The following is a 26169-nucleotide window of genomic DNA, read 5'->3' on the forward strand; positions in this document are numbered from 1 at the left end:
GCGTGGCGCGAAAGGAGACCGCCATGTCACTCAAACCCGTGATCATTCTGGATGAAGCGCTGCCGACCGGCCTCAAGGCAAATTTCTCGGCCGTTATGGCCATGAGCCTCGGGAAACTGCGTCCCGACCTCGTCGGCGCGGACACGCCCACAGGGGACGAGGTTTTTCTTGCCGGAATCACAACCGTCGCCTTGCCGGTTCTCGGCGCTCCGGCGGAGGACCTGCCGGTTCTCTTCGACAGGGCGGCCGATCTGCCGATACGGCTGGCCTATATGCGGGCTGCGTTCGAGGCGCGCGATTATGACGACTATACGGCCCGGATCGCCGCCGGACCGCTGGCCGGACACGCCCCGCAGGCTCTCCTGATCGCCGGATCGCGCAAGGCCGTGGACCGGATCTGCGGCCGCCTGCCGCTGCTGCGCTGAGGCGGCGCATCTGCGCTCTGCGGAAACGGACGATCTTTGAGAAAATCGCGGCCTCCGAGCCGCGTTTTGCCACAAACCGGGCCTACCGGAGCTGGACCGCATTCATCGCGCCGTCCAAAATCAAATCATGGAAAACCGCATGCGATCCAGTATCCTGTCGACCCTCTTTTTGTCCTTCCTTCTTCCCGTCAGCGCGCACGCAGCCTGCATCACGCCGGATGGCGCCGGCTTCGTCCTGCAGGGCGACGAGGCGACGAGCCGGGAACATGGGCTGACCTGGAAAAGATGCGCGATCGGCATGGAATGGGACGCCGGCGCACAGACCTGTTCCGGCGCGGCGCGCGATCTCGGGCTGAACGAGGCGATTGATTACGCAGGGACAAAAGGCGGCGGCTGGCGCGTTCCCACCGGGCAGGAACTGGAAACCCTTATCCTCGACACCTGCGAGGGTCCGAAGATCGACTCTGTCGCCTTTCCCAATATCGCCGCCACCGACTTCGGCGACGGCGCGTTGTTCTGGACATCCTCGGAAGCGATGCCGGACATGTTCTACTTCTTCGACTTCACCAACGGCTTTTTCGACATGCACAGCCAGGGCTTCCACCTGTCCGTCCTGCTCGTGAAAGACAGTGCGCGGCGATGACGACATGAGACAAGCCCGGGACAGCGAAGCGTCCGGGCTTGTCACGATACGTATCGTCTCTCCTGGCCTCGACCCTTACCCGAAGCGCCGCGAGATCCAGTCGAAAGCGGCGGCCTGCCAGAGCGCGGCGGCACCCACCTGGCAATGCTCTCCGCCGCCCGATTCCTCGCTGAAGACGACGCTTTCGACTGACCGGGCGTTGACGAGGCTCTTTTCGAAATCGTCAACCTGCGAGACGGGAACGAAGTGGTCGATGGCACCGGCGAGGATCAGGACATCGCCCTTGATCTGCTGCGCGACACCTTCAAGCGTGAAGGGATGGGTGGCGTCGATGAAAGCCTCCGGGCTTTCCTTGCCGAACACCCATTGCCCGTTTTCCAGTGCCCAGGCCACACCCGGCAGTTTCGAATAGACCGGATGGTGGATCATCGGCCGGAATTTCTCGACGACGGCGCCGAAATCATACATCACGTCGAAGGCAATCACGCCGTCGATCCGGTCGTCGAATGCCGCCGCCCGTGGCGCGAGATAGCCGCCAAGGCTGATGCCCGTCAGGATGACCCGGTCGAACTCCGGATGCTTCGCCAGAATGTCGTCGAGGATCGCGCCGGTCGGCTTTTCCCATTCGTGGGTGAAATACATCTGCTGCTCGCGCACCGGACCGGCCTGTCCGGGACCTTCATAAAGAAGCGTGCTGTAACCCCGTTCATTGGCGGCCTTGCCCATCATGAAATAAAGCTCTTCCAGCGTGCCGTCGAAACCGCCGACGATCACGATCAAGGGGCGATGTTCGCCGCCTTCGACCGGGAAAAAAATGCTTTTGAGCGCACCATTTTCATAATGCGTCTCATAGCGCTGATAGGCGATGGAATGGTCGGCAAGCCCGTGATCGAAACTTTCGATCTGGGCTTTCCAGGCAATGGCGCGCCGCGCATCGTCGCCGGGGAGAAAAAACTCCGAGGTTCTCCAGTAGGTGTGCGCGCGGAAACGGGCAAGGCCGCGGCTCGCGCAGTCGCTGCAATCGTTTGCCAGCGTCTCGTTGACGCGCGCAATCCGCGAAAACGCGTCATACCATGCATCGGCGTCGCCTGCGGGAACGGTCGATATGGCCTGCAGCACTTCGGCGATATCGGCGGCGCCCGCGCCGGCGTCGCTCAGCACGCGCAAGGCCTGGAAGTGATAGGTCTGGTCTTCGAAAAGATGACGAATGCCGACGGGCCCTGAAGACGTTTTGTTGAGATCTGACATGGTCATGCCTCCTTATCGGTTTGAACGAGCTCCGCTATCGCGCAGGTCGGACGGCATTTTTTGATATTTTCCGCCAATTCTTTGATATTTTCCGCCACTGTGCATAATCTGGCACCCTCGTCCCGCTGAAGGCTGCCGCCATGCGCACATTCGAGGCCAAGACATCCATCGATCTGTTCGATCTGCTGATCGACCTTGCCCGCCAGCATGACCTTATATCGAAGCTTGAGGCCGCTGGATTTCGAAAGGCGTCGGCTGTGTTGAAGAAGGGGCATTCCGCCGGTTCTCACATGGGGGAAGAGGCTGTTCTTGAACTCGGCACGCTTCTGACCGATCGCTGGGGCGGGCCCGAGGTTGGCGCGGTCCTTGCTGTCAGGACGGACCTCACCCGGCTCGGCATTCTCGGCGAACTGATCCTGCAAAGCGAGACGCCGCAGGCCGTTTTCTACCAGATGGCCCGGTTCAACCGCCTCTTGAACCAGCGCTCCGCCTTTGAACTCACGACCACGCCCTATCGCCTGACGATGACGCACAGCCATGCCAGGGTCGGGCCGAGGTTCAGACGCGCCGCGCAATTCGGAACGATCTGGGCCCTCGCCAATGTGGCGCTCATTCCCGAACATGTTTTCGGGGCGGCCGTACGACCGGTCTCGGCGCATTTCGATTTTGCCGCGCCTGCCCATCTTGAGCCGCTTCATCGGGTGTTCGGTTCTCGCCTGCTCTTCGAACAGCCCGCCGCCGCCGTGTCCTTCGATCGCGCGCGCCTCAGGGATGTCCGTAAAGACACCTCGCTTCCCGTCTGGAAGGCGCTGGAAGACGCCGCTGAAAGGGGGCTGGATGATGTTCCGGCTCTGGACAGTGTCGCTGGCCGTGTGCGTCACCATCTCGGTGAGCATATGGCCGGCTCGATTGCATCGGAGAGCAGTGTGGCCGCTCGTCTGGGCATGTCCGTGCGCACCCTGCAGAGACGGCTTTCAGACGAGGGAACGTCCTTCAGGCGGGAAGTCGATGCGGTGCGCGCCGAAACCGCGCGCCGGCTTCTCGGCGATCGCAGGATTTCCCTTTCGGAAATCGCCTTTCGGCTCGGTTACGGCGAACTTTCGGCCTTCAACCACGCGGCGCTGCGCTGGTTCGGTCAATCCCCGGGCTCCTTGCGGAGTAAGAAGAAAACGGTTCCGGAAAGCGAGACGTGAGCCTTCCAGGTTTTTCAGGGCGAGGGCGCCATCCGGCATCCCCGCCCCGAACGGTTCCGACAACAGGACGCGGTCTATAGATCAGCGATTGCCGTCGCGATTGCGCACCTCGCCGCCCGTTGCCTTCAGACGCGTCATATAGTCTTGCGCGTTCAGAAGCTGCGAGGGAAAATAAAGCCCGGCGGAAACCGGTTCGCCGGTCAGTCCGGTCAGCCGTTCGAGGAGCATGGCGACGCCCATGCCGGTGAGCGGCATCTGGCCTCCTGGATGCACCACGGCCTGACTGGTCTTCAGCGGTGCGCCGTCGCGGGATTTTCCGGTCAGTTCGACGATGATTTCCGTGGACAGCGGTTCGCCGCGCCGCCGTGAGGACGACTCCCCGATGCCCAGACGGAACGTGACATTCGGGGCCCGTGTCGCCTCGGCGAGGATGAGAACGTCATTGGGCGAAAGCAGCTCGCCGGGCATTGCCGTGCCGTCAACCGCGGTCACCTCGGTCTGCACATCTTCCCCGCTGCGCCAGACCTGAGCGCCGTTTTCAATCGACAGGGCGGCGGGCATCATCTTGGTCAGGCGTTCCATATCGGCATATGTTGCCGGGCCGCCGATGTCGTTCTCGTCGATAATGGCGCTGATGCGCACATCGTCGATCGTGGCGAAGGCTTTTGCCGCTTCCAGAGCCGGGATCGTCGTGGCGCCCACGAGCCATTCGGCGCCGAGCACCACCGGCGCGGCGGATGCATTCAGCATATAGGCCGCGACTTCCGGCGCAACCTCGTGAATGCCGGACGAAATGCTGAGATAGGGGATCCGCCGCGATTGCGCGAAGCGCAGGCTGCCGAGGTTATCCTCCTTGAAGAACAGCGCCAGCGCGGAAACCGGCTGGTCGCCCAGTCCGAGATCCGGTTTCGCCAGGTCGACGGCGACGCCGCGGGCATTGCCGATTTCGGCCGCCGCTTCCTCGGCCCGGGCAAGGTTGCGTCCGCCGATCAGCAGCGGGACGTCCGGGAAGTGCTTGCGCAGATGCTGCGCGGTCTGGCGGCCGACAAAGCCGGCGCCGCCAACGAGAAGAATGGGGTCGGGTAGCATGGGATCTCCTATGTGTCGTGCAAGGGTATTTCGATGTGCCCCGGCATCTGCGCCGCTGACGTTTGGCCGTGCCGGACGGGATGGCCATCGTCGCGGCCATGTGTTACATTAAGTAATATACCAAAGGTAAGTTACTAATGGTAATATAATCGAAAACCTGAACCTTTCAACCTCACGGGCGTGATATGCCGAAAAAAATGCCGAAAGCGCAGCGGCGCGCGCAACTGCTGGAGACGGCGCGGGAAATGGTGCGCGAAAGCGGCACGGACGCGCTTTCGCTTGGGAGCCTTGCCGAGCGGGCGGGCGTCAGCAAGCCGATCACCTACAACCACTTCGGCACGCGCGCGGGGCTATTGATTGCGCTTTACCGGGAGATCAACGAACAGCAGGTGCGCGCAACGCAGGAGGCGCTGGACAACGCGCCGCCGGCGCTTGCCGAGGTCGCTCGGCTGCTGGCTGAGGCCTATATGGACTGCCATGAGGAGGTCGGCCCCGAATTTCACGTGATTGGTGGGGCGCTGAAGGGCGATCCTGAAATGGAGACCTATGAGCGGGACATGCTGGATGAGCATATCGCCCATTATGCAAATGTCCTGAAACCATTCTCCAACCTGTCCGGACCTGCACTTCAGCGCAGCGCAATCGCCATTCTCGGCGCGGCCGACGCCCTGGCGGACGCGATGGCCCGCAGGCGGATCAGCAAAGAGGATGCCGTGGGCGATCTCGCTGCATTGATCATGTCAACGGTTGGCCGGAGCTGATCCCGTCCCGACGGAACACGGCGATCGTCGCCTGGTGCACATCAGACCGAGATCGAGCGCGGTTTTCCGGCTCCTCCGGTGATCGTATCCCGCGGCGTTCTGTCGCCGGTGGCGTCGGGTTATCAAGCGGGGGCCGGAACAAGAGCAGTTCAATATCCTGCGCCAAGACAGAACGAATAATAAACTCCTCTGTGCCTCGTCTTTGGCGCGACGTCTTCGGCCATTTGGTGTTGTGGATGTGTTTCCTTCAGTTGTCCCCAATGTAAGGATTGCGTGCAGGAATATAGACCATTGGCTCTTTCTTAGGCGTTTCATGCGGTCAAACGCATTTTTCTGAAGCCTATCGTCTTTTCGGGAACGCCGGGCATTATTGCCGGCGGCGAACATGATTGAGCGCATCGGACTGGCAACGCGCGCAATCGCACGCCGACGCGCCGAGACTGCCTTGAGTACTGGCCTTTCTCCCGAAAAGCTTGAAGATCTGGATGGTTTGCTGTCCGTCGACCCTGCAATCCATCGAACGCGGATTCACCGGTTGCGTTGCGCTCCATAAGGTCGACGAGCCGACAACCTCGTTGGATTGACAGAACGGATTACATTCCTGCGTAATCTGGAAATAGAGGCAGGGCATCAATGTGCCGATGAACCGGTTGCTGGCTGCCTTGGTCCGGATGCGCGAGACGCAGCACTGAACAAAATGGTGCGTCGGAAAAGCGACGCCCCGGACAGCCAGGCCAATCAAGGAGGAGACCAAGATGACAGTTGCATTCGTTGTGAACAACTCAGACGCAGAAGCCTCGGACAAGGGCACTTTTGACCGTATAGACCCGGTAACCGGTGCGGTCGCGACCACTGCGGCGGCAGCCAAGGCGGCCGATGCCGCGATCGTGGCAAAGGCGGCAGGCGCGGCCTTTCCCGCATGGGCCGCCACCGGCCCGGGCGAGCGTCGCGCTCTGCTCAACAAGGCGGCTGACATCATGGAGGCCAAGTCCGATGCGTTCATCGCCGCCATGATCGCGGAAACCGGCGCGACCGGCCCCTGGGCGGGCTTCAACGTCATGCTTGCGGCCGGCGGGATCCGCGAGGCGGCCGCCATGACCACACAGATCGGCGGCGAGGTCATCCCCTCGAACAAACCCGGCACGCTGGCCATGGGGATCGCCACGCCAAAGGGCGCTTGCCTTGGTATAGCGCCCTGGAACGCGCCCGTGATCCTTGGCGCCCGCGCGCTGGCCATGCCGCTGGCGTGCGGCAACACGGTGATCCTGAAAGGCTCTGAAGCCTGCCCCAAGACGCATCGCATGATCGTCGATTGCTTTGTCGAGGCGGGCTTCCCGGAGGGGGTCGTCAACTACATTTCGAACGCGCCCAAGGACGCCGCCGACGTGGTCAAGGCGCTGATCGAAGCGCCTGAGGTCAAGCACGTGAACTTCACCGGCTCCTCCGCCGTGGGCCGAATTATCGGGCGGCTTGCCGGTGAAAACCTGAAACCGTCGCTGCTTGAACTGGGCGGCAAGGCCCCGTTGGTGGTTCTGTCCGACGCCGATATCGACGGCGCGGTGAATGCCGCGATCTTTGGCGCCTTCATGAACCAGGGCCAGATCTGCATGTCGACCGAACGGATCATCATCGATGAAGAGATCGCCGATGCCTTCGTGCAGAAGCTGGCCGACCGGGCGTCGAAACTGCCCTACGGTGATCCGCGCGGGCAGGTCGTGCTGGGTTCGCTTGTGAATCCCGAGGTCGGCGAAAAGATGGACGCCCTGATCGCGGATGCAACGTCGAAGGGCGCGACGGTCGTGGCGGGCGGTCAGCGCGATGGTGCGATCCATGCAGCAACCTTGCTGGACAGTGTGACCGCCGACATGCGCATCTACGGCGAGGAAAGCTTTGGCCCGGTCAAGTCGATCATCCGCGTCAAGGGCGACGCCGAGGCGATCCGCATAGCCAACGACACCGAATACGGCCTATCCGCAGCGGTCTTCAGCCAGAACATCCAGCGCGCGCTGTCTGCGGCGAAGCAGATCAAGAGCGGTATCTGCCACATCAATGGCCCGACCGTTAGTGACGAGCCGCAGATGCCCTTCGGCGGGGTGAACGATTCCGGATACGGCCGTTTCGGCGGCAAGGCGGCGATTGCCGAGTTCACCGATCTGCGGTGGATCACGATCGAGGACCCGAACCAGCACTACCCTTTCTGATTCGATGTGAGACCAGACCCAGCGCGCTCGCCCGGCGCGCTGGGGCTTTAGGCTTGATGCAAACCCTTTCATGTGGGCAGACGGCCACGGTGCTCGGCGGTCAGTTCACGATACGGCGCTGATTGACCCGCCAGCTCGCCACGGGCGATTTCCTCTCCCAGGAGCATAACCTGGTTCTGGTCGGCGGAACGGGAACAGGAAAGTCGCATTTGACGATCGCACTTGCCCGGGCCCTGATCCGCAACGGGGCGTTCAGCGCGAGACAGAAGCGCGCAATGGCAAACAAGGGCGGCTCGCCGACTTCATCGCCAGACGCGACTTCGTTAATCTGGATGAACTGGGTATCTCCCGTTTGCCCAGGCTGGTGGCCAGCGTCTCTTCCATCTGGTCAGCAGGCATTATGAGCGCAGCTCACTCACCGTGACCGCCAATCTTGCCGCCGCGAACGGCAGTTCAGAGCCCGAAGCGACAAATGCTTTGGGCAGTCTGCGTGACTGTTGCGGCGGCATTCAATAGAGGAACGGGACGAATTTCGCGGTTTTTGCGGCGTATGTTTCGAAGTCTTTGCCGTAGCGCTTTGCCAGATAGGCATCCAGCGCAGGAATGTGAAACCAGACAAAACTTGCGATGATAAAGATCGGAACCGGCCATGCGAAGAGGGATGCCGCGAGGATCGCCCATCCGCAAAACAGCACGCTGTCGCCGAAGTAGTTGATGTGCATGGAATACGCGAACAGACCTTCGGTGTAGCACTTGCCTTTGGACGTGGGTTTCTTTTTCCAGTGCCAGCGCTGAATTTCGGATCCGCTGTTCAGGAACGAGCCGATGATGACCATGGCTATGCCGACCCAGTCCAGCCAGCGAAACGGCGTTGCGGCGCCAGAAAGCGCGCCCGCTCCAAGCAGGAGAAAGCCGATTTCAAACACAGCCATAAAGAGGCTCAGCCCTAAAACCTCGGACATTTCCACACGGCGTTTGAGCAGGACAAACAGCGTCAGAACGTGCCGCAGAAAATAGAGGAGGGCACACCCTGCAAGCACTTTGGCCCTGAGGGGATCAGCCCAGTCAAAGCCGCCAAAGGCCAACCATATGCAAACGCCCACCGACCCGGCATGAAGCGCGAAAAATGCAAGCTTCGGTCCGAGACTCTGGTCGTGATTGCGGTCGACGCCACCGGATGTTGCCATGGGAAAGCTCCTTAATAGGGTTTGAAGACCATAAGACTTAGCGTGGCCAGGGACATGAGCAGAGCGGCGACGCCGACGGGGGCTGCTTTTTTAAGAACACGATCGTACCGGAGGGGAAGGGCTGGTTCACCTGCGCGTTCCGTTGACATGGCGATCTCATAAAGTCGGTGTTCGAGACGCGCGCCGAAAACATAGGCTGCAATCAGAAGGATGCTCAACGCCACGGAAAGCCAAACCCACAATGCCTTGAAATCATATCCAGCCGCCCAGATCAGCGCGCCTCCCGTCAGCGGCAGAGCCAGCAGAGCCGGTCCCATGACGTAGCTGTTGACGGCGATGACGATGCTCAACATCGCACCGGCCTTGGCGGAGGGCGCCTGTCGCGCAGGGAGAGGAAGAGATCAGGCATTTTTTAGACCACTTGGACTTTTTAAAGCCAATAGACAGGCCTCAGGTTTCATGTCAATGTTTTTTCGACCACATGGACCATAAAAATGCCGAAGATCGTCAACCACGACGCCCACAAGGATGAAATCGCACAGCGTGCGGCCGCCTATTTTTCAGAGCACGGCTACTCCGGAGTGGGCATGCGCGGCGTCGCGCAATATTTGGGCATGTCAAAAAGCGCCCTCTATCACTATTTTCCGAGCAAAGAGGCACTGTTTCTGGCCTGCACCAAACAGGTGATCCGCCAGTTTCCTGAACCGAGCGGCAATAGCGCACTGGGAGAAGCGGCTCAGCTTCAAGAGCTGATGGATTGCATGAAGCAGGACTTTGGCTCTGAGATGGCGCTTGTTCTTGACTACCTGCGCGGCAAAAAGCCCGACGAGATCGCGGATGATCCGGCGATGCGGGAAACGGTGGCGTATTTTCTGGGTACGGTCACGCGTATCGTTGGAGAGGAGCGGGCACCTGAAACGCTGGCGCAGATCATCGGGACTCTGCTGCTGCACTACTTTTCTGGTGGAAACTGGAAAGCAGATTTTCACGGTTTGCGCATTGACTGAACGATTTGGATTGACGACGATGTTCCGCGCCTTTTGCGTTGCCGCCTTCGCCATGCTCTGCACCGGCTTTTTCCCTTCTGAAACGAGGGCCGCGCCATATCATGCCGGTCTCGTGCGAATCGAGGTTGAGGACGATCTCGAAATCGCCCCTGTCGTCATCTGGTATCCGACCGACATTTCTGAAGAAGTCTCCTGGCAGGCAGGGCCGTTTGAAATCACCGCCGGCCGGGACGTGGCGGTGGCGAAGGGGCGCTTTCCCGTCCTGCTCCTCTCGCATGGTCATCTGGGCGGTCCTATGAGCCATCGCGATTTCGCGGCCTCTCTTGCCCGGCAGGGCTATATCGTGGTCGCGCCGACGCATCTGGGCGATGCAGCAGGACACCCGATTGCCAGCCAGGACCAAATACTGGCGCGCCGGCCGCAACAGGCCATCGCGGCGCTGGATGCAACTTTGCGGGATGATCGCTTCGCCTCTCATGCCGACCGTGCCCGGATCGGCATGATTGGCTATTCCGCCGGCGGCTACACCGCCCTCATGCTGGCAGGGGCTAAAGCCGATTTTGCGCTTGCGGCTTCCTACTGCCAGGCGCATGGCGACGCTGACCCCGGCTCCTGCGGGCCGGAGCAAGACGTCTGGCCCCGGATATCAACGACGCTCGCCAGCTGGAAGCCGCCGATCAATCCCTACCCCATAAAGGCGGCCGTCCTGCTCGACCCGCTTGCGACGATGTTCGACGCCACAGGTCTCGCCGCCGTCAAAATCCCCGTTCTTCTCGTTCGCCCGGAGGATGAGGCCTACATGAAGGCCGGCGCCAACGCGCTGGCGCTTGCCGGCAACCTGCCTGATCCGCCGCATGAGCTCGTGGTTCCCGGACGTCATTTCGTTTTCATCGATCCATGTCCTGAAGAAATCGCGGCCGACGCCAGCCTGATCTGCAACGATGAACCCGGCGTCGATCGGGCGTCCATCCATCGTGAACTGGAGACCGAGATCACGGATTTTCTGAAGCGGAATTTGTGAAGGGCTGACAACAAAACAGGCCAGAAAGTTTTTTTTGCCAAGTTCCATGCACCGAAAACGCGCATCGGTGCGGAAGCCCATCCTCTTGCGCAGTGAATTTCTTCACCGGCGGGCCGCGCCAGCGCTACATCGGGCCCGTGCAACGCAGCCGTTATCATCATCCTGAATGGCTTAGCGACGACGTCGATTTTTCGAGACCGCCATGGGCCTTGAGGACGAAGCGGTCTGGCATCAAACGCCGGGTCGAAAACATTTACATAGCAATAAGATATATTTTCCGCTGCTTTCAGCATTTGACTTGCTTCAGGGATAACGGCGTTATGGGCGGGAGGAAAGCGGCCTTGCCCTCCGGGAGAAGGGCGGGTCGTTTGATAGGGAGGAGATCGTCCCGGTCTTGCGGGACCGACGGCGGCTGCCCGCGATCCGCGGACGGGCCCCTCCTTGCGGCGTGCAACATTCAAGGGGGGAGGTCTTGTCTATGCTTGAACGAATGTTCGATGTGCGCGGTCAGTCCGTGATCGTGACGGGCGGGGCCAGCGGCATCGGCCGCGCCTATGCCGAGATCATGGCCGCCCAGGGCGCGCGGGTCTGCATCCTCGATCTGGATCAGGCGGGCACCGAGAAGACCGTCAGCGAAATCAAGGCCACGGGCGGCGATGTCTGGGGCCTGAAGGTCGATGTCGCCGACCGTCCCGGTCTGGCGGCGGCGTTCGACGCGGTGGCCGACAAACACGGCCGCATCGACACGGTCTACGCCAATGCCGGCATCGATCCGGGGCCCGGCTTCATGACGCCGACAGGCGAGCGCAATCCCGACGGCGCGATCGAGAACATCCCGGACGAGCAGTGGGACCGGGGCATCGAGATCAACCTCACCTCGGTCTACAGCACGGTCAAGAATGCCGTGCGCCACATGAAGCCGAACGGCGGCGGGCAGATCATCGTGACCTCCTCGATCGCCTCGGACATCAACGAAAGCATCGTCGGCACGTCCTACATGCCGGCCAAGGCCGCGGTGAACCATTTCGTCCGCCACATGGCGATGGAACTCGGGGCCTACGGCATCCGCGTCAACGCGATCCTGCCGGGCCCGTTCATCACCAATATCGCCGGCGGTCGCCTGCGCAACAAAGAGGATCGCGCGGCCTTCGAGGCGCAGTCCCTGATCGGACGGATCGGCGATGTCGAGGACATCAAGGGCCTGGCACTGCTGCTGGCCTCGCCGGCCGGATCCTACATGACGGGATCGCTGGTGGTCATCGATGGCGGATCGCTGATCCGCATGACCTGACAGGCAAATGGGCGTGCGGCCTGCCAGGGAGCGGCGGGCGATGCGCCAAAATATGGGAGAGGAGAACAGAAATGGCTTACATCAACAAACTGATCCGGCCCACCCGCCGCGGCGTGCTGCGCGGCATGGGCGCCGGCCTTGCGGCGAGCGTTCTGGGGTCGCCGGCGGTGCTGCGCGCCCAGACGGCGGGCAAGATCCGCATGGGTTATATCACGCCCGAAACCGGGCCGCTCGGCCTGTTCGGGGAAACCGACGGCTATACCGTCCAGAAAATCCGCGAGGCGCTCGGCGGCAGACTGCAATCGGCCAATGGCGACGTCTACGAGCTCGAAATTCTCGAGCGTGACAGCCAGTCGAACCCGAACAAGGCCGCCGAGATCGCCGGCGACCTGATCCTGAACGACGAAGTGCATCTTCTCGTGCCGGCATCGACGACCGATACCATCCTGCCGGCCATGGAGCAGGCCGAACTTTACGAGACGCCGTCGATCTCGGCGGGCGCGCCATGGCAGGCCGTGATCATGCCGCGCGGCGGCGGCGAATTCGACTGGACCTACCATTTCTTCTGGGGTCTGGACGAGGCGCTGAACACGTTTGTCGGCCTGTGGAACGGGCTGGAGACCAACCGCAAGGTCGGCATGCTGTTTCCGCAGAACATTGACGGCGAGACCTGGGGCAACGAGGAATACGGCCTGCCCGTGCCGACCCGCGCCGCGGGCTACGAGGTCACCATCCCCGGCTATTTCCAGCCGCGCACCAATGATTTCTCGGCCCAGATCTCCACGTTCAAGCAGGCCGGCTGTGATATCATCGGCGGCATCACCTATCCGGACGATCTGAAGACCTTCGTGACCCAGTGCAACCAGCAGGGCTTCAAGCCGAAGGCGGTGACCGTAGCGGCGGCGCTGCTGTTCCCGGGCAGCGTCGAGGCAATGGGGCCGCTTGGCAACGGCATGACGACCGAGGTGTGGTGGACGCCGGCCTTCCCCTTCAAGTCTTCGATTACCGGGCAGACCAGCCGGGAGATCGCCGATCAGTGGGAAAGCGAGCAGAACCGCCAGTGGACGCAGCCGCTCGGCTATTCGCACAGCGTTCTGGAAGTGGCGATCGACGTGCTCAAGCGTTCGGCCGATCCCCTGGATCGCGAGGCCAACCGCGAGGCGCTGGCGGCGACCGATCTCGACACCGTGGTCGGCCATATCAACTTTTCGGGCCAGCCGCACAAGAATGTCTGCACCACGCCGATCTTCGGCGGCCAGTGGGTCAAGGGCGAGAAATGGCCTTACGACCTCAAGATCGTGGACAACAGCGTCAACCAACTGTTCGAGCCGCAGCAGAAGATCGTGGCGCTGAACTGGTAGGATGCAGATGCAACAGCCAACAGGCGAACGCCAACGGCTTCTTCAGGCCCGGAACGTATCGAAAAGCTTCGGCGCGTTCCGGGTGCTGCACGATGTCGACTTTGATGTTTATCGCGGCGAAGTGCTGGGAATCCTCGGCCCCAACGGCGCCGGCAAGACCACGCTGTTCAACATGATCAGCGGCGACCTGAAGCCCACCGCCGGCGAGATCCGGCTGGGAGAGGTCATGCTGAAGGGCGAGCCTCCGCACCGCCGCTGCCAGATGGGGATTGGCCGGACCTACCAGATTCCGCAGCCCTATTCGGGAATGACGACCTTTGAAAACCTGCTCGTCGCCTCGGCCTTCGGCGGCGGCAGGTCCGAGGCAGAGAGTTATGAATTCTGTGCGCAGGTGCTCAGCGATTGCGAATTGCTGAACAGGGCCAATGTTCTGGCCGGATCATTGTCGCTGCTGGACCGAAAGCGGCTGGAGCTTGCCCGGGCGCTCGCCTCGGGACCGCAGCTTCTGTTGCTGGACGAAATCGCCGGCGGGCTGACCGACGAGGAATCGAAGGAGCTCGTCGCCCTGATTGCGCAGATCCGCGATCGCGGCGTCACCATCATCTGGATCGAGCATGTTCTACATGCGCTGATGGCGGTGGCGGACCGGCTTCTGGTGCTGAACTTCGGCGAAAAAATCGCGGAAGGCGACCCTAGGACCGTCATCGCCAACCCCGATGTCATGCGGGTTTACATGGGGGTCGAGGCATGACGGAATTATTGTCAACACATGGTCTGGTCGCCCGCTACGGCGATTTCCAGGCGCTCTACGACGTCGATGTTGAAGTCGACGAAGGCGAGGTCATCGCGCTGATCGGCGCGAACGGCGCCGGAAAATCCACCTTCCTGCGGGCCGTTTTGGGGTTGCTGCCGGTAAAGCCGGAGATGGTTCATTTTGAAGGTCAACCCATCGGCGGCACGCCCACCGACCAGATGGTGCAGAAAGGGGTTGCCATCGTTCCGGAGGGACGGCGGCTGTTCACCGGCATGTCCGTCACGGACAATCTGCGCGTGGCGATCGATCAGACGAGCCGTCATGGCAGCAAGGGCGACTGGACGCTGGACAGGGTGCATCAGCTCTTTCCCATCCTCAAGGAGAAGGCACGCGTGCCGGTTCAAAACCTCTCCGGCGGCCAGCAGCAGATGGTCGCGATCGGACGCGCATTGCTGTGCCAGCCGCGTTTGCTGCTGTGCGACGAGATCAGTCTCGGTCTCGCGCCCAAGGTCATCCGCGAGATCTATGCCGTCCTGCCCGAAATCAGGGCGCAGGGGACGTCGATCGTCGTGGTCGAGCAGGATGTCGGGCTGGCGAAGAGCGCGTCCGACCGGCTCTATTGCATGCTCGAAGGGCGCGTGACGCTGAGCGGACGCTCCGACGACGTCACGCGCGAACAGATCAGTGAAGCCTATTTCGGGGGTGGCCATGCAGTGGTTTGACGCACTTGTACAGGGCATCCTGCTGGGCGGGATGTATGCGCAATACGCGCTTGGAATGGCCCTGATGTTCGGGGTCATGCGGATCGTGAATGTCAGCCATGGCGATCTGGTCATCCTGCTGTCGCTGATTGGCATCTCGCTGGCCTCGGCCTTCGGGCTTGGTCCGTTCACGGTGATGGCTGCGCTGGTGCCGCTGGCGGTGGCGATGGGCTGGCTTCTCCAGCGCGCGGTGCTGAACCGGGTGGTGGGCGAGGACCCGCTGCCGTCGCTGATCGCGACCTTCGGCCTGTCGCTGGCGCTGCAGAACCTGATGCTGCAGATCTGGTCGGCCAACAGCCGCTCGCTGCCGGGCGGCGGGATTGAAAGCCAGTCGATCCAGATCGGCGGCATCTATATCGGCCTCCTGCCGATGCTCGTCCTGCTGGTCGCGACCGGCCTGACGCTGGGGCTCGACCTGATGCTGAAACGCATGCGCTTCGGCAGGGCGCTGCGCGCCGCCTCGGCCGATGTCGAGGCTGCGGCCATGACCGGCATCAATCCACGCACCGTCTATGCCGCGGCGACGGCGATTGCGGTCGGCATTCTCGGCTTTGCCGCCGTGTTTCAGTCACTGCGCTCGACCGTGGCGCCTGCCGATGGCGGGGCGCAGCTGATCTATGCCTTCGAGGCCGTGATCATCGGTGGCATGGGCTCGGTCTGGGGTGCGTTCGCCGGTTCGATGGTGCTGGGCATCGCCCAGGCTGTCGGTTTTCGCATCGACCCCGGCTTCGGCGTTCTGGCCGGCCATCTCGTCTTCCTGCTGATTCTAGCCGTGCGCCCTCAGGGCCTGTTCGGGAGAGCGTGAATCATGACTTCTCATTCTATCGCACCCAGCGCGGATGCAGCGCAGATCGGCATCAAGGTCCGGCGTCAGACCCTCTCCGGGATCATTGCGCTGAGCCTGTTCGTGTTCGCTTTGGTTGCGCTCGCGGCCATGCCGTGGTGGGCCAAGACCGGCACGATCCGCATGGTGCTCGAACTGTGCTGCTACATTCTGGCGGCGCAGATGTGGAACCTGCTCGCCGGTTATGCCGGGCTGGTTTCGGTCGGCCAGCAGGCGTTCATGGGCGCGGCCGGCTATGCGCTGTTCGTCATGGCGCAGACCTTCGGCATCAACCCGTTCCTCGCCATCTTCCTGTCGCTGCTGGCGCCCGCCGTGCTCGCCGTTCCCTGCTATATGCTGCTGCACCGGCTGGACGGGCCCTACTTCGCCATCGGCACATGGGTGGTGGCCGAGGTGTTCCGTCTCGTGGCGTCCAATCTTGGCTGGGTCAATGCCGGGGCCGGCATGTCCCTGGGCGTGATGCGGGATTATTCCACCTTCGAGCGCAACATCGCCATGTCGCTTCTCTGCGCGCTGATGATCCTCGTCGCCATCGGCGGCGGCTACTGGTTCCTGCGCTCGCGCTTCGGCCTTGCGCTGATCGCCATGCGGGACAACCCGGTGGCGGCGGCAAGCCAGGGCGTCAATGTCCGCCGTCTGCGGTTCATGGTCTATGTCGCCGCAGCCGTGGGATGCGGTCTGGCGGGGTCGGTCTATTTCATGGCGCAATTGCGCATCAACCCCGCCTCGGCCTTTGATCCGATGTGGTCCAATGTCGCGATCTTCATCGTGATGATCGGCGGCATCGGCACCATCGAAGGCGTGCTGATCGGCGCACTCATCTACTTCATCGCGGATCGTTATTTCGGCGAATATGGCGCGAGCTACTTCATCGTGCTCGGCGTAATGACCGTGCTGGTCGCGCTCTATGCCCGCACCGGCATCTGGGGGATGATCTCCAAACGTTGGGACGCCCCGTGGTTCCCCATCCGGCGCCATCTGATTGTCGCGAAGGAGGATAGGCCATGAAGGCGGTCATCTTCGACACCGTCGGTCAACCGTTGCGCGTCGGCGACAGGCCCGATCCGACGCCGGCGCCCGACGAGGTCGTGCTGAGGGTCGCCGCCTGCGGCATCTGCGGCAGCGACCTGCACATCACCGAGGATCCCGAGCCCTTCGGCATTGCCGGCGATTTCGTGCTCGGCCATGAAATCGCCGGCGAGGTGGTGGCGACCGGCGGCGGCGTCGACACGCTGAAGCCGGGCGACCTGGTTGCCGTCGTGCCGATGCGCGGCTGCGGGCACTGCGCGCGTTGTCTTGCCGGCGATCCGGCGCGCTGCCCGGAGATGACGCTGATCGGCGGCGGCTATGCGGACTATGTCTGCGTTGCAGCCCGCCAGTGCCGCGTGCTGCCCGAGGGGGTTGCGGCAAGCGACGCTGCGCTCGCCGAACCGCTTTCGGTAGCGCTGCACTGCATCGTCCGCTCCGGCATGAAGCCGGGCGATCGCGTCGCCATTCTCGGCGCCGGGCCGATCGGTCTGCTGGTCGCCTTCTGGGCGCGGCGGCTGGGGGCTGCAAGCGTGGTGATGGCCGATCTCTACGATCATCAGGCTGAACGCGCCCGCGCTCTGGGGGCGACGGGCTTTGCGCTTTCAGGCGCGGGTCTTGCCGAAAACCTCAGCGATCAGTGCGGCGGCCCGCCCGATATCGTTTTCGAATGCGTCGGTAAGCCCGGCCTTCTGCAAGCGGCAGCCGAGGCTGTCCGGCTGCAGGGCAAGGTGATCGGCGTCGGTCTTTGCATCGGCGGCGATGAATGGGACCCGTTCGTGGCGCTCTCCAAGGAGATCGACCTGATCTTTTCGGTCTTTTTCCATCAGAGGAATGAATTCGGCGTGGCGCTCGACGCGCTTGCCAAGGGAGCCGTGGTCGCGCCGCAGGCGATCATCACCGACCGCATCGGGCTTTCGCCCGTGCCCCAGGTCTTCGAAGGCCTGCGCCGGCGCACCACCCAATGCAAGGTGCTGATCCAGCCCGAACTTGCCTGAAGGAGAGGATATGACTGTTCAGTTTGAGACATCAGAATACGAGATCGGCGGCGTTCATACGGTGGTGAAGGCCATCGGAAAGGGCAAGCCGGTGCTGTTCCTGCATGGCGCGGCGACGCTGGAAGGCTTCGATTTCGCCGAAGGCCTGGCCGATCGTTTCCGGGTCTATTGCCCGAGCCATCCCGGCATGGGCTATTCGGGCGATGCGCCGCATATTTCAGGGTCGATGGATATCATCATCCATTATCTGAACCTGCTCGACGCGATGGCGCTTCCGGAAAAGCCGCACCTGATCGGCTTTTCGATGGGCGGCTGGCTTGCCACCGAACTGGCGGCCGTTGCCGGCGACCGGTTCGACCGCGTCGTGCTGCTCGCGCCGGCCGGCCTCAATGATCCCGACCATCCTGCGACCGATCTCGGATCGATCGCGCCGCAGGATCTTCCCGGCTTTCTGGCGCATGACGCTTCGGTCGCGCTTCGGTACTTCCCCGATGGCTCCGATCCCGCTTTCGCCGAGAAATTCGGCGCCGATCGCGCCCGCGAGGGTGAGACGGTCGGGCGGATCTGCGCGCCCTTCGGCATGGGTCACCCCAATCTGCGCCGCATGCTCGCCCGGATATCCAATCCGGCGCTGGTGGTCTGGGGCGACAAGGACAGGCTTCTGCCGGCGAGCCAGCTGCCCTTGTGGGTGGAGCAATTGCCGAACGGCCAGGCGCTGTTGATCGAAGGGGCCGGCCACCTGCTCCTGCAGGAGCAGCCCGATAGCGTGACAAAGATCGGCGACTTTCTCGCCGGACCAACATTGTAGGAGGAGATGACATGAACAAACATGTGAAGCCCGGATACTGGGGCGACAGCGTCGATTATCGCGACATCCTGAAAAAGATCGCGGATATCGGCCCGACGCTCGAAGCCAATGCGCCGGCGGACGAGGAAGCGGGCGAACTGACGAAGGAAAGCTTCGAGGCGCTGAAGCCGCTGCGTTTCTCGCATCTGATGGCCACGGAAGAGCTCGGCGGCGCGCAGATGCGCCCGACCGAGGTTCTGCAACTGATCGAGGCGGTGACCTGGTGGTCGGGCTCGGCCGGCTGGGTGTCGATGGTGCATTGCTGCATCGGCGCGATGTCGGCGGCGTTCCTGCCCGACAGCGCGGTCGAACGGCTGTTCGAACCCGGCAGCGACAATCGCTTCTCGGGCCAGGGCGCGCCGCTTGGCATGCTCAAGAAGGTCGATGGAGGCTACACGCTGACCGGCAAGTGGAGCTACGGATCGGGCTTCAGCCATGCAACCTGGTCGCATTCGGCCTGCTTCATCGATGACGGCAACGGAAAGCCGGCCAAGGATGCCGACGGCAATGTCATGGTCATGTGCGCCCATGCGCCGATCGGCGAGCATGAACAGCTTGGCAACTGGGATGTGCTCGGCCTCAAGGGTACCGGGTCGATCGATTACTCCGCCAAGGATGTGTTCATTCCGGAGGATCTGGTGTTTCCGATCCTGTCGGCGCCGCCGCAGCGTCTGAAGGAATTGTTCAGCCTCGGCATTGTCGGTCTTGCATCGATCGGTCACACCGGCTGGGCCATGGGCACGGGCCGGCGCATGCTGGACGAGATCGCCAAATTCGCCCGCAGCAAGTCCGGCCGGGCCGGCATGCTCGGGGAAAGCGAGAAGTTCTGGTACGATTATGGCCGCGCGGAAGCCAATTATCGCGCCGCGCGCGCCTTCGTCATGGAAGTCTGGGGCGATATCGAGGCCAGCGCCGAGGCGGGCAAGATGATGACAACCCGCCAGATCAGCCTCGTTCATCTGGCCAAGGCCCAGATCCACGAGGTCGGCGTCGATGTCTGCAATTTCGCCTATCGCGCATCCGGCGGGGCTGGGCTCAGGGCCGGCGTGATCCAGCGCACCCTTCGCGACATGATGGTGGCGGCGAACCACTTCACCATCGCGCCGTCGCTTGTGACGTCTGCCGGCCGCGACATCGGCGGGCTTTGGTCCGATCGGACCTGGCAGTTCTACGATCTGATCGAGAAGTAATAACCGAAGGGGGCGCAGAATATTGCGCCCCCTACCGAACAGACTGCCGGAGTAATGCCTGATGCCTGAACACCATACCGTCGCCGAAGCCTTTCGCGAGGCTTTCCGTTGCCATCCAGCGGGCGTTGCGGTGATCACCGCCGATCCCGGCGATCAGCCGGTGGCGATGACCGTATCCTCGCTGATTTCCGTCAGCGGGTCGCCGCCGACCATCGCCTTTTCGCTTTCGGCGCGCTCGCGCTCCACGGCAACGGTGCTGCAGGCGGAAACCGTGGTTATCCATATGCTGCGCTATCCAGATCTGGAACTGGCGCGGCTGGGGGCCACGCCCGGCGCCGACCGCTTCGGTCCGGGCATCGCCTGGACGCGGCTTCCGACCGGCGAGCCGCGCTACACCAATGTGTCGACATGGTTCAGGGCGCGCATCAGCGGCACGCTGGCGGTCGAAGGGGCAACGCTGGTGGCCGCCGAATTGCTCGAAGGGGCGACCGCCGATCTTGCCGCGCCCGAACGGGAATCGCTGGTCTATCTGGATCGCCGCTGGCACCGGCTGCGCGAGGACAGCAGCGGCGTGGCGAGCCTCGCTTTGCTGGACGAGGAATACCGCGACGTCTTCCGCTGAAGCACGCGGCGATGCCGCCGGAATATAGCGCGACAGTGGATCGGGCTGTCGGAGGCGCGGTTTATAACCCGAAGCGATATTTTTGCGCAACTATCCGATCATGCCGCCGGAAAGACAGGTCTAAGGTAGCGCAAGGAGGAAGCCAGCCCGGGCAACTGCAGCAGAAGCGCAAAGACGAGGCTGGTGAATGGAGGGGAAGAGGATCATGGCAATCCTTTCCGTAAAGGGTATGTCCAAAAGCTTCGGCGCGCTGAAGGTCGCCGACGACGTCAGTTTCGAGCTTGCCGAAGGCGAGGCGCTGGGCATCATCGGCCCGAATGGCGCGGGGAAGTCCACGCTTTTCAACCTCATCACCGGCAATCTACGGCCGGACGGCGGGCAGGTAATGTTGGGCGACCGCGATGTCACCCGGGAGAGCCCGATGCAGCGCTGCATCAGCGGAATCGGCCGGTCGTTCCAGATCCCGCAGCCTTTCGACCATCTGTCGGTCTATGAGAACCTGCTCGTGGCCGCGCGCTTCGGCGGAGCCGTGGGCGCATCCGAGGCGCCGGGATTGTGCATGTCGATTCTGGCGCGGACGGGGCTGGAGCAACTGGCCCTCCACAAGGCCGGCGTCCTGCCGCTGCTGAGCCGCAAGCGGCTGGAACTGGCGCGCGCGCTCGCCACAAGGCCGCGCGTTATCCTGCTTGACGAGATCGCCGGCGGGCTGACCGATGGGGAGTGCGCGGAGCTCGTAACCACGATCCGCGCAATCCACGCCGAGGGCACCGCCATTCTCTGGATCGAGCATGTCCTGCATGCATTGAACGCGGTGGTGTCGCGGCTGATGGTCCTGAACTTCGGTCGCATGCTGATGATCGGCGATCCGGAAGAGGTGATGGCCGCGCCCGAGGTGCGCGAAGTCTATCTGGGGATCGAGGCATGAGCGCGCTTCTGGACATTCGCGATCTGACCGCCCATTACGGCGACTTCCAGGCCCTGTTCGGCATTGACCTGACGCTGAATGAGGGCGAGACGCTGGCGATCATCGGGGCAAATGGCGCCGGCAAGACCACGCTGATGCGCGCCATCACCGGCATCGCCCGGGTAACGGCGGGCACGGCCGCCCTGAACGGCAAGCGCATCGACCGGCTCACCGCGCCCGATATTCTGCGCGCCGGCATCAGCATGGTGCCGGAGGGGCGGCGACTTTTCCCCAGCCTCACCGTCGAGGAAAACCTGCTGATCGGCGCCCATGTCCGCAAGGGCAATGCCTTCTGGAACCTGTCGCGCATTTTCGAGCTCTTCCCGGTTCTGGCTGAGCGCCGCGGCCAGCCCGCCACCGCGTTATCCGGCGGCCAGCAGCAAATGGTCGCGATCGGACGGGCGCTGATGTCGAACCCGTCCGTGCTCCTGTGCGACGAACTGAGCCTTGGTCTTGCGCCCGTTGTCATCCGCGAGATCTACGCCGCCTTCCCGACGATCCGCGAGAGCGGAACCGCGATCATCGTGGTCGAGCAGGACATCGGCCAGGCGCTAAAGATCGCCGATGGCGTCCATTGCATGATGGAAGGCCGCATCACGCTGTCGGGCCCCCCTTGCGAACTGTCGCGCGATGCCATCCACGACGCCTATTTCGGGATCAGTCACGCATGATTTGGCTTGAAACACTCATTCAGGGCTTGCTGCTCGGCGGATTGTACGCCCTGTTCGCTGCGGGGCTCAGCCTCGTCTTCGGCATTATGCGCCTGGTCAATCTGGCCCATGGCGACCTGATCGTCCTGGCGGCCTATCTTATCCTCGGCATCGGCACGGCCATGGGGCTGAACCCGTTCATCGCCGCGCTGATTGCCATGCCCATCATGTTCGCCCTCGGCTATGTGCTGCAGACCGTGCTTTTGAACCGCGTGCTGGGCGAGGACATCCTGCCGCCGCTGCTGGTCACCTTCGGGCTGTCCGTCGTCATCCAGAACGCGTTGCTGCAGCAGTTTACCGCCGACAGCCGCAAATTGCCGGTCGGTCCCATCGAGGCGCAATCGCTGTCTTTCGGGTCGGTCAATGTCGGCATCATGCCGCTGATCACTTTCGCCTCGGCCATACTGGTGATCCTCTGCCTGAACCGGATCTTCTATCGGACGGCGCTTGGCAGGGCGTTCCGGGCCACGTCCGATGATCCGGTGACGGTTCAGCTTATGGGAATCCGGCCAAGCCGCATTTTCGCGGTGGCGACGGGCATTGCCATGGTCGTCGCCACCATCGCCGCGCTGTATCTGGGCGCGCGCGCCAATTTCGATCCGTCCATCGGTCCCGCCCGCCTTCTCTATGCCTTCGAGGCGGTTATCATCGGCGGGCTCGGGAGCCTGTGGGGCACGCTGATCGGCGGGCTGGTCATCGGCGTCGCGCAGGCCTTCGGCGCGGCGCTCAACCCGCAATGGCAGATCCTGGCGGGCCATGTCGCCTTTGTTGTCGTGCTGCTGTTGCGGCCGCGCGGGCTGTTTCCGCGCGCCTATGATTGAGGACCGGCCATGAGAAAATCCCTGGAACTCCTCTTCGTTGCCATCCTCGTCGCCATCATGGCGATCATCCCGCTGTTCGGCCTGCGCGCGCTGGTGCAGGACCTGTTCATGGTGTTGTGCCTGCTGGTTCTGGCATTGAACTGGAACATGCTTGCCGGCTTTGCCGGCCTCGTCTCCGTCGGCCAGCAGCTTTTCGTCGGCGTCGGCGCCTATTCGATGTTCGCAGCCGTTATCCTGTGGGGTATTGATCCCCTGACCGGCGCGGTGATCGGCGGCTTGGTCGCCATGGCGCTGTCGGTCCCGGTCGCCTTCTTCACGTTTCGTCTGAACGGCGCCTATTTCGCCATCGCGACATGGGCGGTTGCCGAAATCGGCCGGCTTTCCATCGGCCAGTGGCGCGCGCTTGGCGGCGGCACGGGCACCGCTCTGCCGCGTGGAGCCGCGCGCGATATGCCCGGCGTTCAGCTCCTGCGCGACGTTCTCGACATTTCGGGTGCGGCGGCCGTCGATGTACTGACCTACTGGCTGGCGCTGGGGCTGGTCGTGGTGATGCTGGTCGCCAGCTGGCTGTTCCTGCGCTCGCGCATGGGGCTCGGCCTGCAGGCCATGCGCGACAATCCCGTCGCGGCCCGATCCGTCGGCGTCGATGCCGTGCGCCTCAAGGCGCTGGTCTTCCTGTTGACCGCGTTTGGCACCGGACTTTGCGGCGCGCTGATCTTCATACAGACCGGACGCATTGCGCCCGACGCCGCGTTTTCGGTGATCGACTGGACGGCCTTCGTCATTTTCATTGTCGTCATCGGCGGTATCGGCACCTTGCCAGGCCCGATCGTCGGCGTGTTGGTCTTTTACGGCCTGCAGCGGCTGCTTTCCGACTACGGCACGGTCTATCTGATCGTTCTGGGCGTGATCGGCATCGTGATCATGCTGTTCGAAAAGAGGGGATTGTGGGGCGGCCTGATTCAGCGGACCGGTTTCGACCTGCTGTCGCTTGAACACATCCCGCCTGGACCCGGTCCCGATAAACGCACAACAACCTGATGCGCCCGAGGAGGAGCAACGCATGAGCTATTTCAACGAAACGACGTCAGCCGACACGGTCAACGCCCGCATGGGGCCTGAAACCGATCCGCGTCTTGCCGAAGTCATGACATGTCTCGTTCGCCACATTCATGACTTTGCCAAGGAAATCCAGCTGACGCAGGACGAGTGGGAGTATGCGATCGCCTTTCTGACCAAAACCGGCCAGATGTGCTCGCAGGAGCGGCAGGAATTCATTCTGCTGTCGGACGTTCTGGGCGTTTCCATGCTGGTCGACGCGATCAACAACCGGCGTCCCGAAGGCGCGACCGAGAACACCGTTTTCGGGCCGTTCCATGTCGACGGGGCGCCGATCCGGCAGATGGGCGACAATATCTCCCTGGATGGCAAGGGCGAAAGCTGCCTGTTCGAGGGCCGGGTGCTGGACCGCGACGGCAATCCGATCGAAGGCGCGACGGTGGACGTCTGGTCGGACAATGCCGAGGGCTATTATGACGTTCAGCAGCCGGGCATCCAGCCGAAATGGAACAATCGCGGACGGTTCATCACCGGGGCGGACGGCCGCTACAGCTTCGTCGGCATCAAGCCGGTCAGCTACCCGATCCCCGATGACGGGCCGGTGGGACAGATGCTCGGCCATCTCGGCCGCCACCCCTACCGCCCCGCGCATATGCACTATCTCGTCACCGCGCCGGGCTATCAGAAACTGGTGACACACACCTTTGTCGGCGGTGACGAATATCTGGAATCCGACGCGGTGTTCGGCGTCAAGAAATCGCTGATTGCGCCGTATGAGAGGGTTGAGGGCAGCACCACGCAATGGCGCTCTCCGTTCGACTTCGTCCTCGTATCATTGTGAGGTCTGAATGCCCAATGTCAAAATATTCGTCGACGAGGCGCTCTACAACGCGGCACAGGAGAAGCTGGTCGCGCTATTGCCTGATCTGCGGATAGCGCTGTGTTCACTGCTCTCGGTCGACAATGCCGCCTGTCATCTGGCCATGCTTCCGGTTCTCGGCCTGTCCGATCAGCCGCAGGTTAGCGTCGAGCTCAATCTGTTGGCGCGGCCGGACCGGACCCGGGAGAAGATCGCCGAAATTGCCGGAGAGCTTCGCAAAAAGGTCGGCAATGCGACCGGCCAGCCTGTGGCGGTACGCATCTCCATGCTGGATCCGGAGACCTATGTCGCGCTGAAATGACCTTTGCGCTTCAGCGCCGCCGGTGGGTCACCTGTTCTTCATGATCCATACTGGCCTGCAGGCGCTGGGCCTCGATATGCAGGAATTCGATGAACTGCCGGGCTGCGGGCGGTCTCTGTCTTTCGATCATGGTCAGAACGCCGAGCTGGCGGTCGGGATGGTCGATTTTCAACGGCAGCACGGCCAGAGGGATGGTGCGGCGGTTTTGGAAAACCACGGAATAGGGCAGGATGGTCAGGGAGTCCGAACCCATCAGCAGCGACTGGATCGAGGCGAGCGTTCCGCCGGAGAAATTGATCATGAAATCCTTTTGCCCGATCGATTTCAGCGCCCGTTCGAGATCGCGGTAAAGCGGGCTGTTGGCGGGCGGCGCGATCCATGGATAGCGGGCGACGGCATCGAGCGTGATGCCCTTGACCCGCGTCAGGGGATGGTCCGCGCGGCAGGCGACCACGTTCCTGCCCGAAAGCAGAGGCAAAAAGTCCATATCCACAGGCACCTGCCGCGGATGAAGCGGCAGAATGGCGATATCGAGACCGCCATTGCGCAATCCTACGGAAAGGCTGTCCAGATAACCGTAGGACTGGTCGATATACACATCCGAATGACGCGACTGAAATTCGGCGATCATGACCGCCACGACGCCGTCGGTGAAGATCGGCGATCCGCCGACGCGCAGCCTGCCGGCGAGCCCCTGGCGGAAGCGCCGGACCAGAAGGCTGGCTTCCTGGTTGGCGCTGCGGATGCGGCTGCCCAGCCGCGCGAGACTGGCGCCCAGTTCGGTGGCGCGCAATGGCCTGCGCCCGGGCTCGAACAGCGGCATTCCGATCCTCTTCTCGAGCAGGGCCATGCTGCGCGAGACCGAAGGCTGCGACTTGCCGAGCTCATCCGCGCCTTCGGTCAAGCCGCCCTTTTCGACGATCGCCGCCAAGATCTCGAGATGCTCGCTGTCTATTTTCATAACC

At 62.7% G+C, this 26169-nt stretch carries 28 protein-coding genes and 2 pseudogenes; 25 read left to right on the plus strand and 5 right to left on the minus strand.

From position 1 onward, the window contains the following. Positions 1–23: 23 nt before the first annotated feature. Together JET14_RS22240 and JET14_RS22245 are read left to right on the plus strand one after the other, a co-directional pair. Positions 24–425 (plus strand): DUF2000 domain-containing protein, encoded by a 402-nt coding sequence (locus tag JET14_RS22240; protein ID WP_200338327.1) that lies wholly within the window; start codon positions 24–26, stop codon positions 423–425. A 139-nt stretch (positions 426–564) separates the two neighbouring features. Next, on the plus strand, positions 565–1068 hold the full coding sequence (locus JET14_RS22245; protein WP_200338328.1) for a DUF1566 domain-containing protein: 504 nt from the start codon (positions 565–567) through the stop codon (positions 1066–1068). A 75-nt stretch (positions 1069–1143) separates the two neighbouring features. Here JET14_RS22245 and JET14_RS22250 read toward each other — a convergent pair whose 3' ends face one another. After that, a complete protein-coding gene (locus JET14_RS22250) occupies positions 1144–2316 on the minus strand; it encodes an alpha/beta hydrolase family protein (RefSeq protein WP_200338329.1) in 1173 nt (390 codons plus the stop codon). Between the two features lie 140 nt (positions 2317–2456). On the opposite strand from JET14_RS22250, the gene JET14_RS22255 reads away from it, so the two are divergent. After that, complete coding sequence (locus JET14_RS22255; RefSeq protein WP_200338330.1) at positions 2457–3509, plus strand: helix-turn-helix transcriptional regulator; 1053 nt, start codon at positions 2457–2459, stop codon at positions 3507–3509. 81 nt (positions 3510–3590) lie between these two features. On the opposite strand, the gene JET14_RS22260 is transcribed toward JET14_RS22255, so the two are convergent. Then, positions 3591–4598, minus strand: coding sequence for an NAD(P)-dependent oxidoreductase (locus JET14_RS22260; RefSeq protein ID WP_200338331.1), 1008 nt, complete (start codon positions 4596–4598; stop codon positions 3591–3593). Positions 4599–4783: 185 nt separating this feature from the next. Here JET14_RS22260 and JET14_RS22265 point away from each other — a divergent pair, with 185 nt between their 5' ends. The 4 genes and pseudogenes from JET14_RS22265 to JET14_RS22275 all read left to right on the plus strand — a co-directional run. Beyond that, positions 4784–5359 (plus strand): TetR/AcrR family transcriptional regulator, encoded by a 576-nt coding sequence (locus JET14_RS22265; RefSeq protein ID WP_200338332.1) that lies wholly within the window; start codon positions 4784–4786, stop codon positions 5357–5359. Positions 5360–5699: 340 nt separating this feature from the next. Continuing rightward, positions 5700–5981: pseudogene (locus JET14_RS23005) on the plus strand (hypothetical protein); the annotation flags it as partial. A 133-nt stretch (positions 5982–6114) separates the two neighbouring features. After that, the gene (locus JET14_RS22270) at positions 6115–7560 is read left to right on the plus strand and encodes an aldehyde dehydrogenase (RefSeq protein WP_200338333.1); all 1446 of its coding nucleotides are present in this window, start codon (positions 6115–6117) and stop codon (positions 7558–7560) included. Positions 7561–7682: 122 nt separating this feature from the next. Further along, a pseudogene (locus JET14_RS22275) lies at positions 7683–7998 on the plus strand (ATP-binding protein); the annotation flags it as partial. 71 nt (positions 7999–8069) lie between these two features. Here JET14_RS22275 and JET14_RS22280 read toward each other — a convergent pair. Both JET14_RS22280 and JET14_RS22285 read right to left on the minus strand, forming a co-directional pair. Continuing rightward, positions 8070–8747: a DUF1295 domain-containing protein gene (locus JET14_RS22280; RefSeq protein WP_200338334.1), complete on the minus strand. Its 678-nt coding sequence runs from the start codon at positions 8745–8747 to the stop codon at positions 8070–8072. A gap of 11 nt (positions 8748–8758) precedes the next feature. After that, positions 8759–9100, minus strand: a complete 342-nt coding sequence (locus JET14_RS22285) for a DUF2269 family protein (RefSeq protein WP_200338335.1) — start codon at positions 9098–9100, stop codon at positions 8759–8761. 141 nt (positions 9101–9241) lie between these two features. Between JET14_RS22285 and JET14_RS22290 the strand changes: the two genes are divergently transcribed. The 18 genes from JET14_RS22290 to JET14_RS22375 all read left to right on the plus strand — a co-directional run bounded on the left by JET14_RS22290 (position 9242) and on the right by JET14_RS22375 (position 25204). Next, positions 9242–9754 (plus strand): TetR/AcrR family transcriptional regulator, encoded by a 513-nt coding sequence (locus JET14_RS22290; RefSeq protein ID WP_200338336.1) that lies wholly within the window; start codon positions 9242–9244, stop codon positions 9752–9754. Further along, positions 9747–10775 (plus strand): alpha/beta hydrolase family protein, encoded by a 1029-nt coding sequence (locus JET14_RS22295; RefSeq protein ID WP_246750676.1) that lies wholly within the window; start codon positions 9747–9749, stop codon positions 10773–10775. The genes JET14_RS22290 and JET14_RS22295 overlap by 8 nt, the downstream gene beginning before the upstream one ends. A 472-nt stretch (positions 10776–11247) precedes the next feature. Beyond that, positions 11248–12066 (plus strand): SDR family NAD(P)-dependent oxidoreductase, encoded by an 819-nt coding sequence (locus JET14_RS22300; protein ID WP_200338337.1) that lies wholly within the window; start codon positions 11248–11250, stop codon positions 12064–12066. A 71-nt stretch (positions 12067–12137) separates the two neighbouring features. Next, a complete protein-coding gene (locus JET14_RS22305; RefSeq protein ID WP_200338338.1) occupies positions 12138–13427 on the plus strand; it encodes an ABC transporter substrate-binding protein in 1290 nt (429 codons plus the stop codon). A gap of 1 nt (position 13428) precedes the next feature. Next, positions 13429–14178 (plus strand): ABC transporter ATP-binding protein, encoded by a 750-nt coding sequence (locus JET14_RS22310; RefSeq protein ID WP_200338339.1) that lies wholly within the window; start codon positions 13429–13431, stop codon positions 14176–14178. Further along, positions 14175–14903 (plus strand): ABC transporter ATP-binding protein, encoded by a 729-nt coding sequence (locus JET14_RS22315; RefSeq protein ID WP_200338340.1) that lies wholly within the window; start codon positions 14175–14177, stop codon positions 14901–14903. Before JET14_RS22310 ends, JET14_RS22315 begins: the two co-directional genes overlap by 4 nt. Further along, a complete protein-coding gene (locus tag JET14_RS22320; protein ID WP_024707903.1) occupies positions 14890–15747 on the plus strand; it encodes a branched-chain amino acid ABC transporter permease in 858 nt (285 codons plus the stop codon). Before JET14_RS22315 ends, JET14_RS22320 begins: the two co-directional genes overlap by 14 nt. Before the next feature lie 3 nt (positions 15748–15750). Beyond that, complete coding sequence (locus JET14_RS22325) at positions 15751–16794, plus strand: branched-chain amino acid ABC transporter permease (protein ID WP_200338341.1); 1044 nt, start codon at positions 15751–15753, stop codon at positions 16792–16794. Next, positions 16791–17810 (plus strand): zinc-dependent alcohol dehydrogenase, encoded by a 1020-nt coding sequence (locus JET14_RS22330; RefSeq protein WP_200338342.1) that lies wholly within the window; start codon positions 16791–16793, stop codon positions 17808–17810. The genes JET14_RS22325 and JET14_RS22330 overlap by 4 nt, the downstream gene beginning before the upstream one ends. A 10-nt stretch (positions 17811–17820) precedes the next feature. Beyond that, positions 17821–18618 carry an alpha/beta fold hydrolase gene (locus JET14_RS22335; RefSeq protein ID WP_200338343.1) on the plus strand — a complete coding sequence of 266 codons (798 nt, stop codon included), beginning with the start codon at positions 17821–17823 and terminating at the stop codon, positions 18616–18618. 11 nt (positions 18619–18629) lie between these two features. Beyond that, complete coding sequence (locus JET14_RS22340; protein ID WP_200338344.1) at positions 18630–19847, plus strand: acyl-CoA dehydrogenase family protein; 1218 nt, start codon at positions 18630–18632, stop codon at positions 19845–19847. A 61-nt stretch (positions 19848–19908) separates the two neighbouring features. Continuing rightward, complete coding sequence (locus JET14_RS22345) at positions 19909–20469, plus strand: flavin reductase family protein (RefSeq protein ID WP_018064642.1); 561 nt, start codon at positions 19909–19911, stop codon at positions 20467–20469. 205 nt (positions 20470–20674) lie between these two features. Next, positions 20675–21394: an ABC transporter ATP-binding protein gene (locus tag JET14_RS22350; RefSeq protein WP_200338345.1), complete on the plus strand. Its 720-nt coding sequence runs from the start codon at positions 20675–20677 to the stop codon at positions 21392–21394. After that, the gene (locus JET14_RS22355; RefSeq protein ID WP_200338346.1) at positions 21391–22104 is read left to right on the plus strand and encodes an ABC transporter ATP-binding protein; all 714 of its coding nucleotides are present in this window, start codon (positions 21391–21393) and stop codon (positions 22102–22104) included. The genes JET14_RS22350 and JET14_RS22355 overlap by 4 nt, the downstream gene beginning before the upstream one ends. Next, a complete protein-coding gene (locus JET14_RS22360; protein ID WP_200338347.1) occupies positions 22101–22964 on the plus strand; it encodes a branched-chain amino acid ABC transporter permease in 864 nt (287 codons plus the stop codon). Before JET14_RS22355 ends, JET14_RS22360 begins: the two co-directional genes overlap by 4 nt. A 9-nt stretch (positions 22965–22973) precedes the next feature. After that, entirely contained in the window at positions 22974–24005 is a 1032-nt protein-coding gene (locus JET14_RS22365) for a branched-chain amino acid ABC transporter permease (protein ID WP_200338348.1), read from the plus strand. A 22-nt stretch (positions 24006–24027) separates the two neighbouring features. After that, positions 24028–24864 (plus strand): intradiol ring-cleavage dioxygenase, encoded by an 837-nt coding sequence (locus tag JET14_RS22370; protein WP_200338349.1) that lies wholly within the window; start codon positions 24028–24030, stop codon positions 24862–24864. Positions 24865–24871: 7 nt separating this feature from the next. Beyond that, a complete protein-coding gene (locus tag JET14_RS22375) occupies positions 24872–25204 on the plus strand; it encodes a hypothetical protein (RefSeq protein ID WP_200338350.1) in 333 nt (110 codons plus the stop codon). A gap of 10 nt (positions 25205–25214) precedes the next feature. Here the strand turns inward: JET14_RS22375 and JET14_RS22380 are convergent, their stop codons facing one another. Further along, the gene (locus JET14_RS22380; RefSeq protein WP_200338351.1) at positions 25215–26165 is read right to left on the minus strand and encodes a LysR family transcriptional regulator; all 951 of its coding nucleotides are present in this window, start codon (positions 26163–26165) and stop codon (positions 25215–25217) included. Between the last annotated feature and the right edge of the window lie 4 nt (positions 26166–26169).

Source organism: Martelella lutilitoris, from assembly GCF_016598595.1.
GTDB lineage: Bacteria > Pseudomonadota > Alphaproteobacteria > Rhizobiales > Rhizobiaceae > Martelella > Martelella lutilitoris_A.

Coding starts and splice junctions, on each gene's coding strand:
- JET14_RS22290 (WP_200338336.1), top strand. CDS start 9,242: ATGCCGAAGATCGTCAACCACGACGCCCACAAGGATGAAATCGCACAG.
- JET14_RS22345 (WP_018064642.1), top strand. CDS start 19,909: ATGCCTGAACACCATACCGTCGCCGAAGCCTTTCGCGAGGCTTTCCGT.
- JET14_RS22320 (WP_024707903.1), top strand. CDS start 14,890: ATGCAGTGGTTTGACGCACTTGTACAGGGCATCCTGCTGGGCGGGATG.
- JET14_RS22350 (WP_200338345.1), top strand. CDS start 20,675: ATGGCAATCCTTTCCGTAAAGGGTATGTCCAAAAGCTTCGGCGCGCTG.
- JET14_RS22270 (WP_200338333.1), top strand. CDS start 6,115: ATGACAGTTGCATTCGTTGTGAACAACTCAGACGCAGAAGCCTCGGAC.
- JET14_RS22365 (WP_200338348.1), top strand. CDS start 22,974: ATGAGAAAATCCCTGGAACTCCTCTTCGTTGCCATCCTCGTCGCCATC.
- JET14_RS22370 (WP_200338349.1), top strand. CDS start 24,028: ATGAGCTATTTCAACGAAACGACGTCAGCCGACACGGTCAACGCCCGC.
- JET14_RS22315 (WP_200338340.1), top strand. CDS start 14,175: ATGACGGAATTATTGTCAACACATGGTCTGGTCGCCCGCTACGGCGAT.
- JET14_RS22355 (WP_200338346.1), top strand. CDS start 21,391: ATGAGCGCGCTTCTGGACATTCGCGATCTGACCGCCCATTACGGCGAC.
- JET14_RS22310 (WP_200338339.1), top strand. CDS start 13,429: ATGCAGATGCAACAGCCAACAGGCGAACGCCAACGGCTTCTTCAGGCC.
- JET14_RS22375 (WP_200338350.1), top strand. CDS start 24,872: ATGCCCAATGTCAAAATATTCGTCGACGAGGCGCTCTACAACGCGGCA.
- JET14_RS22340 (WP_200338344.1), top strand. CDS start 18,630: ATGAACAAACATGTGAAGCCCGGATACTGGGGCGACAGCGTCGATTAT.
- JET14_RS22255 (WP_200338330.1), top strand. CDS start 2,457: ATGCGCACATTCGAGGCCAAGACATCCATCGATCTGTTCGATCTGCTG.
- JET14_RS22240 (WP_200338327.1), top strand. CDS start 24: ATGTCACTCAAACCCGTGATCATTCTGGATGAAGCGCTGCCGACCGGC.
- JET14_RS22335 (WP_200338343.1), top strand. CDS start 17,821: ATGACTGTTCAGTTTGAGACATCAGAATACGAGATCGGCGGCGTTCAT.
- JET14_RS22285 (WP_200338335.1), bottom strand. CDS start 9,100: ATGTTGAGCATCGTCATCGCCGTCAACAGCTACGTCATGGGACCGGCT.
- JET14_RS22280 (WP_200338334.1), bottom strand. CDS start 8,747: ATGGCAACATCCGGTGGCGTCGACCGCAATCACGACCAGAGTCTCGGA.
- JET14_RS22330 (WP_200338342.1), top strand. CDS start 16,791: ATGAAGGCGGTCATCTTCGACACCGTCGGTCAACCGTTGCGCGTCGGC.
- JET14_RS22265 (WP_200338332.1), top strand. CDS start 4,784: ATGCCGAAAAAAATGCCGAAAGCGCAGCGGCGCGCGCAACTGCTGGAG.
- JET14_RS22380 (WP_200338351.1), bottom strand. CDS start 26,165: ATGAAAATAGACAGCGAGCATCTCGAGATCTTGGCGGCGATCGTCGAA.
- JET14_RS22260 (WP_200338331.1), bottom strand. CDS start 4,598: ATGCTACCCGACCCCATTCTTCTCGTTGGCGGCGCCGGCTTTGTCGGC.
- JET14_RS22360 (WP_200338347.1), top strand. CDS start 22,101: ATGATTTGGCTTGAAACACTCATTCAGGGCTTGCTGCTCGGCGGATTG.
- JET14_RS22250 (WP_200338329.1), bottom strand. CDS start 2,316: ATGTCAGATCTCAACAAAACGTCTTCAGGGCCCGTCGGCATTCGTCAT.
- JET14_RS22305 (WP_200338338.1), top strand. CDS start 12,138: ATGGCTTACATCAACAAACTGATCCGGCCCACCCGCCGCGGCGTGCTG.
- JET14_RS22245 (WP_200338328.1), top strand. CDS start 565: ATGCGATCCAGTATCCTGTCGACCCTCTTTTTGTCCTTCCTTCTTCCC.
- JET14_RS22325 (WP_200338341.1), top strand. CDS start 15,751: ATGACTTCTCATTCTATCGCACCCAGCGCGGATGCAGCGCAGATCGGC.